The organism is Mycobacterium sp. (assembly GCF_035653355.1).
Lineage (GTDB): Bacteria > Actinomycetota > Actinomycetes > Mycobacteriales > Mycobacteriaceae > Mycobacterium.
Genome location: NZ_DASRBZ010000042.1, coordinates 1 through 12,896, shown reverse-complemented (window position 1 = coordinate 12,896; position 12,896 = coordinate 1). Strand labels below are relative to the sequence as shown.

11 protein-coding genes and 1 pseudogene are annotated in these 12,896 nt (G+C 65.6%); 5 read left to right on the top strand and 7 right to left on the bottom strand.

Features of this window, described 5'->3' with window-relative positions; all coding sequences use genetic code 11:
* Both VFA16_RS01265 and VFA16_RS01260 read right to left on the bottom strand, forming a co-directional pair.
* Positions 1-606, bottom strand: a 606-nt coding sequence (locus VFA16_RS01265) for a FadR/GntR family transcriptional regulator (RefSeq protein ID WP_414687608.1), incomplete at its 3' end; no start/stop codon positions are given.
* A gap of 18 nt (positions 607-624) precedes the next feature.
* Entirely contained in the window at positions 625-1,821 is a 1,197-nt protein-coding gene (locus tag VFA16_RS01260; protein WP_324966067.1) for a thiolase family protein, read from the bottom strand.
* Between the two features lie 85 nt (positions 1,822-1,906).
* Between VFA16_RS01260 and VFA16_RS01255 the strand changes: the two genes are divergently transcribed.
* On the top strand, positions 1,907-2,326 hold the full coding sequence (locus VFA16_RS01255) for a Zn-ribbon domain-containing OB-fold protein (RefSeq protein WP_324966070.1): 420 nt from the start codon (positions 1,907-1,909) through the stop codon (positions 2,324-2,326).
* Between the two features lie 39 nt (positions 2,327-2,365).
* Here the strand turns inward: VFA16_RS01255 and VFA16_RS01250 are convergent, their stop codons facing one another.
* Both VFA16_RS01250 and VFA16_RS01245 read right to left on the bottom strand, forming a co-directional pair.
* The gene (locus VFA16_RS01250; RefSeq protein ID WP_324966066.1) at positions 2,366-4,531 is read right to left on the bottom strand and encodes an acyl-CoA dehydrogenase; all 2,166 of its coding nucleotides are present in this window, start codon (positions 4,529-4,531) and stop codon (positions 2,366-2,368) included.
* A 143-nt stretch (positions 4,532-4,674) separates the two neighbouring features.
* Entirely contained in the window at positions 4,675-5,433 is a 759-nt protein-coding gene (locus VFA16_RS01245; RefSeq protein ID WP_083088373.1) for an SDR family NAD(P)-dependent oxidoreductase, read from the bottom strand.
* A gap of 98 nt (positions 5,434-5,531) precedes the next feature.
* Here VFA16_RS01245 and VFA16_RS01240 point away from each other — a divergent pair, with 98 nt between their 5' ends.
* Positions 5,532-7,073 (top strand): ATP-dependent DNA ligase, encoded by a 1,542-nt coding sequence (locus tag VFA16_RS01240; RefSeq protein ID WP_324966065.1) that lies wholly within the window; start codon positions 5,532-5,534, stop codon positions 7,071-7,073.
* A gap of 101 nt (positions 7,074-7,174) precedes the next feature.
* Positions 7,175-8,335 (top strand): annotated as a pseudogene (locus VFA16_RS01235) (phosphatase PAP2 family protein); the annotation flags it as partial.
* A gap of 42 nt (positions 8,336-8,377) precedes the next feature.
* On the opposite strand, the gene VFA16_RS01230 reads toward VFA16_RS01235, so the two are convergent.
* The gene (locus VFA16_RS01230; RefSeq protein WP_324966064.1) at positions 8,378-9,322 is read right to left on the bottom strand and encodes a D-2-hydroxyacid dehydrogenase family protein; all 945 of its coding nucleotides are present in this window, start codon (positions 9,320-9,322) and stop codon (positions 8,378-8,380) included.
* A gap of 80 nt (positions 9,323-9,402) precedes the next feature.
* On the opposite strand from VFA16_RS01230, the gene VFA16_RS01225 reads away from it, so the two are divergent.
* Positions 9,403-9,852 carry an NUDIX domain-containing protein gene (locus tag VFA16_RS01225; protein WP_324966063.1) on the top strand — a complete coding sequence of 150 codons (450 nt, stop codon included), beginning with the start codon at positions 9,403-9,405 and terminating at the stop codon, positions 9,850-9,852.
* 1 nt (position 9,853) lies between these two features.
* Here VFA16_RS01225 and VFA16_RS01220 read toward each other — a convergent pair whose 3' ends face one another.
* Together VFA16_RS01220 and VFA16_RS01215 are read right to left on the bottom strand one after the other, a co-directional pair.
* Positions 9,854-10,261: a DUF5313 domain-containing protein gene (locus VFA16_RS01220; RefSeq protein WP_324966069.1), complete on the bottom strand. Its 408-nt coding sequence runs from the start codon at positions 10,259-10,261 to the stop codon at positions 9,854-9,856.
* 83 nt (positions 10,262-10,344) lie between these two features.
* Positions 10,345-11,601 carry a phosphatidylserine decarboxylase family protein gene (locus VFA16_RS01215; RefSeq protein WP_324966062.1) on the bottom strand — a complete coding sequence of 419 codons (1,257 nt, stop codon included), beginning with the start codon at positions 11,599-11,601 and terminating at the stop codon, positions 10,345-10,347.
* 107 nt (positions 11,602-11,708) lie between these two features.
* Here VFA16_RS01215 and VFA16_RS01210 point away from each other — a divergent pair.
* A partial coding sequence (locus tag VFA16_RS01210; RefSeq protein ID WP_324966061.1) for an ATP-binding protein occupies positions 11,709-12,896 on the top strand: 1,188 nt, incomplete at its 3' end.

Genomic DNA, 12,896 nt, shown 5'->3' with positions numbered 1-12,896 from the left:
CTCAGCGGCCTCGCGGTCGGTATCCGGCCGCGAACCGTGCGCAATCCGCACAGTCAGCCGCATCAAGATATCGATAAACAGTTGCAGCACCGGGTTTTTCGAATGCGCAGCAAGTGCCACATGGAATTCATCCCGGGAAGTTGCGGACGCTCGGTGCTCTTCGGCTTGCAGAACTCCGCGGAGCCGGTCGATGCCGACCTCGTCGATCCGCTCTGCGGCCAGAGCCGCGGCCAACGGTTCCAGCAGTAGACGCGCGTTGAGCAGATCGCCGAGCGTGACACCGAGGTACTCGAGATAGATGACGACGGCCCGTGTTGCCGGTGCTGCGTCGGGTTCGGTGACCAATAGCCCGCCGTTGGGCCCACGACGCATGCAAGCGACACGGTGGTGCTCGACCAGGCGAACGGCTTCCCGCAGGACGGAGCGACTCACCCGATAGCGGTGTTGCAGAGCCTGTTCGGAGCCCAACGATTCGCCGATCGGCCAACCACGGCGAATGATATCGGCTTCGATGCGGCGAGCGATCTTCACGGCCCGTTTGTCCGGCTGCTGCGTGTCGGATCCCAAACCGGTTGCCGAACCGGCCATCCGCGGCTCAGCTGCCATCCTCTGCCGCAAGAGAGCTCAGCATGTCAGCAGCATGCAGCCGGCGATCGGGCCGCCGCCCACCGCCACCGCGGCTACCTCAGGTCGCCTCGGCACCTGTCGCTGATCGGCATCGCCGCGCAGCTGCAGGCACGCCTCATGCAATACCCAGTAGCCGTGCATGCGCCCGGCAGATAACTGGCCGCCGTAGGTATTCAACGGCAATTCGCCGTCACGGGCGATCCGAGTGGCGCCCTCGACAAAAGGACCGGACTCGCCGTCGCCGCATATGCCGAGGGCTTCCAGCCAGGCAAACGTGAGAAAGGTGAACCCGTCATACAACTCGGCAAGCTGAATATCTTCGGGCCGCAGATCGGTTCGCGACCACATCTGCGCCGCAGCGTCTGCCGACGCCATCTTCGGATAGTCGTCGCGGTGGAACCAGCCACCGGCGCCGTTGGAGCCGCCGATCGCCTCGACCGCCACCGGGCGGTGGGGGCAGTCGCGGGCATACTCGGCGGCCGACACCACCACGGCGATCGAGCCGTCGACAGGCACGTCACAGTCGAGCAGTCCGAACGGCGAGGACACCGGCCGCGCCGCCAGGTAATCGTCCATCGTCATTGGCTCGCGGTACACCGCAAGCGGATTCAGCGCGGCATTGCGCCTGCTGTTGATGGCAAGCCAACCCAGCTGCTCCTTGGTGGTTCCATACAGCTGCATGTGACGCCGGCAGTTCAGCGCCAGCCAGTTAGCCGCCGAATAAGCATGCGCTGCAACGAGTTCGCCCACATCGTCCATCGGGCCGACAAGCGGTCGATCACCGTCGCCGTGCGATTCGACGATCCGCGCCAGCGCGGGCCGAGGGGCATTCGCCGACGACGGCGACGTCGGCACTGTGCCCCCGATCATCTGGACGGTGCGGTAGACCAGCACGTGGCGGGCCCGGCCCTCGGCCACCGCCAGGCAGCCCGACATCACCGGACTCAACAGCCCACCGGTGCCGAACCCGGTTCCGCAATCAGCGGGTTCGATGCCAAACGCGGCGCTGACCTCGTCGGCCGGCGTATCGCCCAGGGTGGCGATACCGTCGATATCACGGGGCGTCAAGCCGGCGTCGTCGATCGCTGCGCGCGTTGCTTCCAGTGTGAGCTCAAGCCCGGGAATGCCGGTGCGCCGGCCGATTCGCGAAATGCCGACGCCCGACAGGATCGCGTCCTTCTCGAAGTACCGCATCAGCTCCGCCCGCCAAAGCCCACGAGGAATAGAGTGTACTGTATTGGGCGTGTCGACAGAGCCGCAATCGTCGCCTCCTCCGCGCATGCTTCCTGGCGACCGCGCCGTGTGGGCACGCGACGCCGACGGGCAACTGCTTATCGAGTACTGCGACCATTGCGCGCGGTGGATTCGTCCCGCGCCCGGACAGTGCCCGCACTGCGGCGGCGCGCTGGTCGGCCGGCCGGTGTCTGGCCGCGGCACGGTGTTCACCTACACGGTGAACTTCCATCCCTATAACCCCGCGGTGCCCACACCGTACGTGATCGCGATCGTCGAGCTCGCCGAGCAGCCGGGATTGCGGCTTGCCAGCAATATCGTTGACTGCGACCCTGATTCGGTGGTGTGCGGAATGCCCGTCGAAGTCCGATTCGAGCCACAGGGCACCGGCCCCGACGCGCAGTTTATGCCAGTTTTCGCACCGGTCACCGGCGCGAGCAGACGCAAAAGCACCCAAACCCCTTGATTCTGAAGGTCTCTTGCGTCTGCTCGCGCAGCCACAGCCCTACTTGATCAACGGGTCGCGCGGCATACCGAGAATCCGCTCGGCGATCTGATTGCGGGTCACCTCCGAAGTCCCGCCGGCGATCGCCATACCGCGGGCGCCCATCACCATGCGCGCGATCAGCCCGCCGGCACCTTCGGCCAGCGCGATGTCCGGCCCTAGAAGCGCGGAGGCAATCGCGCCACCTTCGACCATGTGCTCGGCCAACTTCAGCTTGGTGATATTGCCTTCCGGCCCAGGACCCGCGCCCTCGACACTGCGGGCGGCGCGGCGCAGGTTGAGCAGCCGCAGCGCCTGATCCTCCGCCAAGAAGGTGCCGACGCGAATCGCCGCGCCCCCCAAGCGGTCTGCGTGCTTTTGAGCCAACTGCACCAGCTGCGGCGCGAGGCCCTCGTAGAACGAGCCGCCGCCGCCGATGCTGACCCGCTCGTTGCCCAGGGTCGCTCGTGCCACGGTCCATCCGGCGTTGGGTTCCCCTACGACGTCTTCGTCGGGGACGAACACGTCGTTGAAGAACACCTCGTTGAATTCCGATCCACCGGTGATCTGACGCAGCGGCCGCACCTCTACGCCAGGCGACTTCATGTCGATGATCATCGTGGTGATGCCGGCATGCTTGGGCGCATCCGGATCAGTGCGCACGGTGGCTAAGCCGCGACGGCAATACTGTGCGCCGCTGGTCCACACCTTCTGCCCGTTGACCTTCCAGCCGCCCTCGACCCGGGTGCCGCGGGTCTTGATACCCGCCGCATCGGACCCGGCGTCAGGCTCGGAGAACAGCTGGCACCAGACCTCGTCTTGGCGCAGCGCCGGAAGCACGAATCGTTCGATCTGCGAATCGGTTCCGTGTTGGATCAGCGTGAGGATCACCCATCCGGTGATCGAGTAGTCGGGCCGCTTGATGCCTGCCGCAGTGAACTCTTGTTCGATCACCAGCTGCTCGACCGCGTTGGCGGCCCGCCCCCAGGGCTTGGGCCAGTGCGGCATGACGTAGCCCGTCTCGATCAGCTTCCCCAGCTGATTCTTCTTATCCAGCTTGGCGATTTCGGCGGCATCGGCGCGGATCTGCTTGCGCAACTCTTCGGCCTCGGCCGGCAAGTCCAGGCTGTTGGCGCGGGTGACGCCAGCAGCGGTGCGGTCGAAGACATCTCCTGCGGGCGCGTCACCGCCGAACAGGGCCCTAAGCACCAGAGCACGGCGCAGATGCAGATGCGCATCGTGCTCCCAGGTGAACCCGATACCGCCGTGCACCTGAATGTTGAGTTCGGCGTTGCGCGCATAGGCCGGAAAGGCCAGCGCCGCAGCGACTGCTGCCATCAGCCGGAATTGCTCTTCATTCTCGCCGGCGGCGCGGGCCGCGTCCCATACCGCGGCGATCCCGGACTCAGCGCCCACCAACATGTTTGCGCAGTGATGCTTGACTGCCTGGAAGGTCGCAATTGTGCGGCCGAATTGCTGGCGCACTTTCGCATAGTCGACGGCCGCCTCGACGCAATCCGCTGCCCCACCGACCGCTTCGGCGGCCGTCAGCACTCGCGCGCGGGCAAGCGCCGATTCGCGGGCTCCCTCCAGGATGTCGTCGACGCCGACGCTGACATCCTTCAACAGGACGCGCCCGGAGCGCCGGGTGGGATCGGTGTTCTTGGGTACGTGCACCGACACGCCGTCGCGGCCGCGGTCCAGCAGCAGCACGTCGTCACCGGCGGCGATCAGCAGCAGGTCAGCCAGCCCCGCGCCCAACACGACGCCGGCCTCGCCGTTGGCGACCCCGCCCTCGACGGCGACTTCGCTATCCAAGCCGAAGCCGGCGATGACGCTTCCGTCCACCAGTCCGGGCAGCAACCGCGCCTTCTGCTCCGCAGTCCCGGCGTGCGCGATCACCGCCGACGTGATCACTGTCGGCACGAACGGTCCCGGCGCCACCGCCCGGCCCAGCTCCTCGATCACCACCACCAGTTCGGGCAAGCCGTACCCAGACCCGCCGTGCTCCTCGTCGATATGCAGGCCGAGCCAGCCCAGCTCGACGAGCTCATGCCAGAACGGCGGTCGAGCTTCGTCAGCCGAATCGAGCAGGGCCCGGGCGGCCCAGCGCGCTTTCTGGGACGTCAAGAACCCGCGGGCCACCTCGGCGAGTTCGCGATGGTCGTCGGTCAGTGCGATACCCATTCGAGGGCCCTCCTCCTTGGCGGGACGGGCGGTGGTTTGAGTGTACTTAATCGCCTAGCTGCCGGTCAGCGCCACGAAGCAGCAGCCACGGCTGCGATCTGGCTGAAGATCGCGACCCTGGCTTCTGTTCGGCGGTGACGAGATCACTTGGGCGCGAATCGTTGTCCCGCGTCGAGCCGCAGGCATTGTCCGTTGAGCATCGGGTTTTCCACGATGGCTGCAACCAGTTTGGCGAACTCTTCGGGCCGGCCGAGGCGCTTGGGGAACGCGGCGTCTTTGGTCAGCGCGGTGGCATATTCGTCCGGAATGCCCTTGGTCAGCCCGGTCGCGAACAGGCTGGGCGCAATCGCCAATGCCCGGATGCCCAGCGATCCGAGGTCACGCGCCATGGTCAGGCACATGCCGGCGATGCCCGCTTTGGCCGCGGTGTAGGCGACCTGGCCGATCTGGCCCTCGAACGCCGCGATCGAGGCGGTGTTGATGATGACGCCGCGTTCCTCGTCCTCGGGTTCGTTCTTGCTCATGTGCCAGGCCGCCAGCCGGCTGATGTTGAAGGTGGCGATGAGGTTCAGATCCACGACCGAGCGGAACGATTCGAGATCGTGCGGACCGTCTTTGGTCAGCGTGCGCTTGGCGATGCCGCCGCCGGCCGTCGTCACGCTCACGTGCAGTCCGCCGAGATCGTCGACCGCGGCCTGTAACGCCTTTTCCGTGCCGGCGAAGTCGGTGACGTCCACCGCGTAGAACGGCCCGCCGAGCGCAGTGGCAACTTCCTTGCCGTCGGAACCTTCGCGGTCAAGTATCGCGACGCTGGCGCCGCGCGCGGCCAGTAGTTCGGCGCTGGCCCGCCCCATACCGGAGGCGCCGCCGATGACGACCACCTTCTTGCCGTTGATCTCCATTCAAACCTCCTCGTCCGATCGGGTCTGATCGCCCCGGGTCTCAAGCACGCTATCGCGGGCCGACTTAGCAGTTGTCGCCAGCCGTGTAAAGCTGAGCTGTGCTGCTGATCGACGTGGCAGCCACGTCGCTGGACGTGGCCGGTGCATCTGCGCGCCGCGCCAAGGTCGCGCGCATCGCCGAGCTGCTGGACCGCGCCGCGCCCGATCCCCGGCTGGTCGCGATCGTCGTTTCCTGGCTCTCCGGCGAACTCCCGCAACGCCAAATCGGCGTCGGCTGGGCCGCTTTGCGTTCCTTACCGCCACCCGCAGCGCATCCGGTGCTGACGGTGGCCGAGGTCGATGCCGCGTTCTCGGAGATCGGCGCAGTATCCGGTAAGGGGTCACAGGCGCGGCGGGCAGATCTCGTCGCCCGGCTGTTCGCCGCCGCGACCGAGACCGAGCAGACCTTTCTGCGGCGGCTGCTCAGCGGTGACCTGCGCCAGGGCGCGCTGGCCGGCATCATGGCCGACGCCGTCGCCAGCGCCAGCGGGATCCCGCCGCAAAAGGTGCGTCGCGCGGCGATGCTGGGCGGCGATCTGCCCGCGGTGGCGTCAGCCGGACTCACCGGCGGGGCCGCGGCGCTGGAAGCGTTCACGCTGCGAGTGGGCCGGCCAGTAGGTCCGATGCTGGCGCAGACGGCGACCGGTATCAGCGATGCGCTCGAAAGACTTGGCGGCACAGCGCTTTTCGAGGCGAAGCTGGACGGGGCTCGGGTGCAGATTCACCGGGCCGGCGACGAGGTCACCGTCTACACCCGAAGCCTCGACGACGTCACCGCCCGGCTGCCCGAGGTGGTGGAAGCGACGCTGGCCTTGCCGGTCAGCGAGCTGATCGCCGACGGCGAGGCGATCGCGCTGCGGGCCGACTACCGGCCACACCCATTTCAGGTGACGGCGTCACGGTTCGGGCGCTCGGTCAACGTCGCGGCCGCCCGCGCCGCACAGCCGCTGTCGGTGTTCTTCTTCGATATGTTGCGCTGCGAGGGCGTCGACCTGCTCGACGCTCCGACCAGCGACCGGATCGCCGCACTCGACGAGATCGTGCCACCCCGGCACCGCGTCGATCGGCTGCTCACCTCGGATCGGTCTGCGGCCGCCGACTTCCTGGACGCGACGTTGGCCGCCGGCCACGAAGGGGTGATGGCCAAGTCGCCGACCGCGCCGTACGAAGCGGGCCGCCGCGGCGCGGCGTGGCTGAAGGTCAAACCGGTGCACACCCTCGACCTGGTCGTGCTCGCCGTGGAGTGGGGCTCAGGGCGGCGCCTCGGAAAGCTCTCCAACATCCATCTCGGGGCGCGGGATCCGGCCACCGGTGGCTTCGTGATGCTCGGTAAGACGTTCAAGGGGATGACCGACGCCATGCTCGAGTGGCAAACCCAGCGGTTTCTGCAGTTGGCCACTGGCCCGACGGACAGCTATGTCGTGCAGCTGCGACCCGAACAGGTCGTCGAAGTCGCATTCGACGGAATCCAGGTCTCGCCACGGTATCCAGGCGGGCTGGCGCTGCGCTTTGCGCGGGTGCTGCGCTACCGCGACGACAAGGGCCCAGCCGAGGCCGACACCATCGACACGGTGCGTGCCCTGCACCAACGGCACACCTGAGTCGTCACCCATCGGATGAGTCGGACACACGATCACCGGCTGCACCGCGGCGCACAGGTAACGCATAGGCAAACCGCGCCTGAACCGATCCGGCATGTCGGGTGACAACGCGCCCGTCGGGCAAGGCAAGATGGACCCGCGTGTGTTCCATCGTGGGTGGGAAGTCTGCTTTGGTGCCATTAACGACCGACCGCAACACCGAGGTGTTCAGGCGCGAATCACAGTCCGTAGTCGCCAGGCTCCTTCGACGTATACGCGGCCGACACGCTGGCTCGACAGAACCACAACCTGACACCGCCACGCCCCAAGACCGTCGACTGACCATCGCGCGCCGCCTGGCGGTCACGACCTGGGCGCTTGTTGTGGTGTACCGCAGCTGTACTGCCGGGGTGGCATTCAACCGCGAGTGGCTGCTGGTCTACATCGCCACCGGACTGATCGCCGCGAGCATCGGGCGGCGCCGCAAGGTGCTGCTGGTGGTTCGGGACTGGCTGCCGTTCGCCGTGGTGCTGCTGCTGTACGACTTGAGCCGGGGCGCGGCGACATTGGTCGGGGCACCCACTCTCTGGCAGCTGCAGCCGGCGATCGACCGATGGTTGTTCTTCGGGGTCATGCCGACCGTCTGGTTGCAGGAGCACCTCAAGATGCCGCAGCCACCGTGGTGGGAAGTGATCATCAGCACGGTCTACATGTCGTTTTTCGTCGTGCCGTATGCGGTCGCCGGGTTGTTGTGGCTGCGCGACCGAGACGAATGGAAAGCGTATACGTGGCGTTTTCTCACGCTGTCGTTTGCAGCGCTGGTCGTCTATGTCGTCTTGCCGGCGGCGCCGCCCTGGGCGGCGGCCCGCTGCACCGCCAGCGACGTCGCCGATCGCCCGTCCTACCCGGCATGCATGTTCCGGCACCCGGCTGGTGTTCCCGACGGCGGGCTGCTGGGTGCCATGCAGTTGAGCCAGCCGGGCGCCAACCAGTTCGTGGAGCGGATCTCCACTCGCGGCTGGGGCACGCTGCACCTGCAATCAGCAGGAGTCCTGATCGACTCGGGACAGGCCAGCGTGAACCTGGTGGCCGCGATTCCGTCATTGCATGCCGGGCTATCTGCGCTGGTGGCGATGTTCCTGTGGCGCCGGGTCCGGTGGCGCTGGCGTGCGCTGCTGCTGGCTTACGTGGTGACCATGGCGTTTGCTCTGGTGTACTCGGCCGAGCACTACGTCATCGACATCCTGCTGGGCTGGGCGCTCGCCGCGATTGTGATGCTGGTGATCGGCAGGATGGAAGCACGCCGGGCGCCAACAGATGACGCCTCAGCTGCCAGGCCCGCTGAGCTCAGCGAGCCAGCCGGCGATCTTGGCGGCGGCCTCGCCATAGAACGTCCGGTAGACCCGGTCGGCGACGTAGCCGATGTGCGGGGTGACGATCACGTTGTCCAGCGAGCGCAACGGGTGCCCGGGCGGCAGTGGTTCGATGTCGAACACGTCGAGTCCCGCAGCGGCGATCGCACCCGACCGCAATGCCTCGATCAAGGCCTGCTCGTCCACGATTGGCCCCCGCGAGGTGTTGACTAGCAACGCCGACGGCTTCATCAGGCCAAGTTCGGCGGTGCCCACCAGGCCGCGGGTGCGTTGGCTGAGCACCAGATGGATGGTGAGCACATCGGCCCGGCTGAACAGTTCGTCCTTGGAGACGTACGTGGCCCCGGCCTGTTCGGCGGCTCGCGGCGTCAGGTTAGTGCTCCACGCGATGACGTGCATGCCGAAGGCGGCGCCGACCCGTGCCACCCGGGTGCCGATGCGGCCCAGGCCGAGCACGCCGAGCACCGCGCCGCCGAGCTGACGGCCAACCGAGGTCTGCCATCCGCCGGCACGCACGGACAGCGTCTCGTCCACGATGTTGCGTGCGGCGGCAAGGATGAGCGCCCAAGTCAACTCGACCGTGGACTCGAGGTAGCCGCCGGTGGTGCTCACATAGATGCCGCGCTCCTCGGCGGCCGCGACGTCGATGGAGGCGTTGAACGGCCCGGTGGAAGCGATCATCTTGAGCCGCGGCAACCGCTCGATGGTACTGCGGGGCAACGGTGTCCGCTCGCGCATGACGCACACCACGTCGAACGGTTCCAGTCTCTCGACGACGGCGTCCGGATCGGCGAGATGGTCGTGGAAGACGCTGATCTCGGCCCGGGCCGCGACCGCTGACCAGTCGGCCATGGCTAGCGCGACGTTCTGGTAGTCGTCGAGGATCGCGACCTTCATCGTGGTTAATCTCCCATCGGCAGCCGCCGACAGGACTCAAGCCCTGGGCACGCTAACAAGTTACTCATAAAATCACAGCAATGAAGCCGCACAAGCATTCTGTCGCGCTGGTAATCAAGAACGATAAAGCTGAGTTTCTGATTGTCAAACGTCCCGAGGACGAGGACGGGCCGCTGGCTGGGCTGTGGGGGTTTCCGGCAATAACGTTGAAAGAAAACGAGACTGAGGTCGACGCTGCCCGTCGTGTTGGACCCACGAAGCTTGGTGTCGAAGTCAAAGTCGGCGACAAAATAGGTGAGCGAAGCGCGGAACGCGACACTTGCACACTGCACCTAAGCGATTATGCGGCAACGATTTCCGATGGTGAGACACCACGCGTCCCGCAGAGTGATACAACAGTCACCCAGTATGTGGACGTCAAATACAGCTCTGATCCCAGCGAGCTGTTTGTAGCGGCTCAACGGGGTTCCGAATGCTCGCGAATCTACCTGCAATCAATCGGTATCGATTGGTCTGCTTTCAGCCGGTGATCTAGAAGAACGGATTGCTGTTCGCCTGCCACTCGGCCTCTTGGGGGCGCGGGCCGTAGCGCTGAATGTAGTTCTCGTGCATCTTTGCGTCTTTTTGGCGCCTGATCGCATCAACCAGATTCGGGTCCAGTCCATGCTGTGCCAGCCGGTGGCGCCGCCATACCTTGTTCAGCGCAAGTGAAACCAACAAGGCCCAGACATAGATGGGCACCGTCATCTCCAAGTGCACGTACAGCGCGTTCTCGGCGGGCAGCAGCCAGAACGGTGCGAGGACCAACAGAGGCGGAATCGCCGCCCGGAACATGAACCGGCGGACCGCTCCTTTACCGGCTAAATCGTCGGCGACCCAATCGCGCATCGAGTCGGGCAAGCGTCGCTGCGTGTACGAGTACGCGATGTACTGCAGCATGTTGGGTCGGGCGCTTGACGTGATGGCTCCTGTGGGTGACTGGTTCAAATGAAGGGGTTACCGACGCCGCCAGAGCATCAAGCCTACGTGTTGGCGATCGCGACCTTCGAGCGGACATGCACGAGCTGCGCATTGGGGTTGTCCGGCTGGGGAAGGGCCGCGACGGCGAAGTCGGCAATGGCGCCGGAGCGAAAGACGAGGCAGTACGTCGAACCGCCGTACTGGAAGTAACCCAGTTCGTCACCTTTCGCCAGGTGGTGACCCGGCGTGACGTGATCATCGATCACGCACGACGACACGTCCGACATACCGATCCCGACGAAAGCCATGAGCCCGATGACCGGATCGTCAGCTTCGATCAGGATGACCGCGCGCGCCGCGACATGCGCCAAATAGCCTTGCGAGACCGGCGGATTGACCGCTTCTTTGCCTTCGGTATCGGCCTCTGAGAAGTACGTTCCCGGCAGGTTGAACGCTCGCACAACTGTGCCGCCGACCGGGCTGTGCCAACGGTGATAGTCGGTCGCGCTCAGAAACGCCTGGTATACGGTGCCGCCGACGAAACGCTCGACGGAGTCGTCGTTGCCCAGCATGTCCTGCAGCGAATACGGCTGGCTTTTGATCCAGAAGCGATCCTGTTGCTGGACGCCCATGGCGATGCGGTACGGCATGGACTCGCAAGCGCTGACGACTACCTTGTCGTCGTCCGGCGAGGCGACTGGGCGATGACCTTCCTTGAAGCGCCGGGTGAAGAAGTCATTCCATGACCCAAAGCCCCAGTGCTCATCAGCCGGGTCATACTCGAATTGTTCGATGCCGATTGCCCGCTGGGCCTCGGCGCACTTCCAGCCGGACGGCGAATCATTGAGCACATACAGCGAGTCGGCGCTGTCGAGAAATGCGCACCATGCGGTCAGGATCTTCTTGAGCATCTCGTTGACCCGCGGATCGCGGTACGCGGCAAACCCGGCGGGAGTGCCCATCGTCCAGTCGAGAATCGCGCCGAGCGGCGTCATCACCATGCTGTCGCCGAATTCCGGCGCCATCGTCAGCACCTCGTTGATCAAGCGCAACATCTGCTCGACGCTCTGGAGGTGACGCTCGCTGTACGACCGGCCATGCGGCACCTCGGCAATCATCCGCTCGATGTACATACGCACCACGGGGTCAGAGTCGATCAATTCCTGAAATTCGGTGATCACGGGATGCAGCTTCACGTCTGCGCCCCGCTCCTTCACCCGCTGCCGGTGACCGGTCAGCCATGACTCCAGGTCATCCTGCTCGGCCGGCAACCAGCCAGCGTTGCGCCGCACATCAAAACCATCGGAAAGCGTCGTCACAAGAACCAAACCTAGGCTGGCGAGAAGGAATGGGGGGTGAATCGCCGCACGTGCCGGTGAACGTCGGTTGCGAATAGCGGCCTGAACAGGGCTTTATGTGACATCCTTTGCGGGTGGCCGCGGGGGTGCCGCCTACAGGGGTGGTGACCTTTCTGTTCACCGATGTGGAGGGTTCAACCCGTCGGTGGGAAGCCGACGCCGACGAGATGCGAGCGGCGCTGGCCGCCCACGATCAGGTGTTGCGTGGGGCCATTGCGGCGCATGGCGGCTGGTTGTTCAAGCACACCGGTGACGGTGTATGCGCTGCCTTTTCCTCGCCCACGTCAGCGGTGGACGCGGCGGTGGCCGCACAGCGGGAGCTGGAGTTGCCGGTGCGGATGGGCATCGCAACCGGCGAAGCCGAACTGCGCGATGGGGACTACTTCGGTGCAGTGCTCAATCGTGCGGCGCGGGTAATGGCCGCCGGGCATGGTGGTCAGATTCTCGTGGCTGAGTCGACGGCGGGTTTGCTTGGCGGAGTGAACCTCGTGAATCTGGGTCCGCGACGACTGCGCGATGTACCGATGCCGGTCGGGGTGTTCCAAGTACAAGCCGAGGGGTTGCGCACAGAGTTCCCGCCCCTGCGGGCGCTCGATACAACCCCGGGGAATCTGCGGCCCGCGACCACCAGCTTGATCGGACGTGAGTCCGAGGTTGCAGAGATCGAAGCGGCGGTCAAGGCGCATCGGTTGGTGACGCTGACCGGCGTGGGTGGGGTCGGCAAGACCCGCCTCGCGGTGGAAGTCGCGGCGCACCTGGCTGACGAGTTTCCTGACGGTGTTTGGCTTTTCGAGTTGGCAGCTGTGACTGATCCAGCGGCGGTGCCCGATGCGGTGGCGGCGGTGCTGGGCATCATCCAACAACCAGGAAAGACCGTCACTGAGTCGGTGGCCGCCACGTTAGAGGGCCGGGTCCGGTTGTTGGTGATCGACAATTGTGAGCACGTTCTCACCGCCGCCGCCGACTTGATCGAAGCAATACTCGCCCACTCGGCGACCGTGCGAATCCTGGCCACCAGCCGCGAGGGACTCGGAGCCCCCGACGAACAGGTTCGGCCGGTGCGCTCGCTGGACGCGGCAGCCGGAATCGATTCCGCGGCGGTGCGGCTGTTCGTCGAACGCGCTCAAGGCATTGCGTCGGGCTTCTCGATGGCCGACGACGATGAAGCTGCCGCAGTCACCGAGATTTGTCAGCGCCTGGACGGGATACCCTTGGCCATCGAACTGGCCGCCTCGCGGATGGCGTCGATGACCGCC

Coding starts and splice junctions, on each gene's coding strand:
- VFA16_RS01260 (WP_324966067.1), bottom strand. CDS start 1,821: ATGCGGTACTTCGAGAAGGACGCGATCCTGTCGGGCGTCGGCATTTCG.
- VFA16_RS01255 (WP_324966070.1), top strand. CDS start 1,907: ATGCTTCCTGGCGACCGCGCCGTGTGGGCACGCGACGCCGACGGGCAA.
- VFA16_RS01250 (WP_324966066.1), bottom strand. CDS start 4,531: ATGGGTATCGCACTGACCGACGACCATCGCGAACTCGCCGAGGTGGCC.
- VFA16_RS01245 (WP_083088373.1), bottom strand. CDS start 5,433: ATGGAGATCAACGGCAAGAAGGTGGTCGTCATCGGCGGCGCCTCCGGT.
- VFA16_RS01230 (WP_324966064.1), bottom strand. CDS start 9,322: ATGAAGGTCGCGATCCTCGACGACTACCAGAACGTCGCGCTAGCCATG.
- VFA16_RS01225 (WP_324966063.1), top strand. CDS start 9,403: ATGAAGCCGCACAAGCATTCTGTCGCGCTGGTAATCAAGAACGATAAA.
- VFA16_RS01220 (WP_324966069.1), bottom strand. CDS start 10,261: ATGCTGCAGTACATCGCGTACTCGTACACGCAGCGACGCTTGCCCGAC.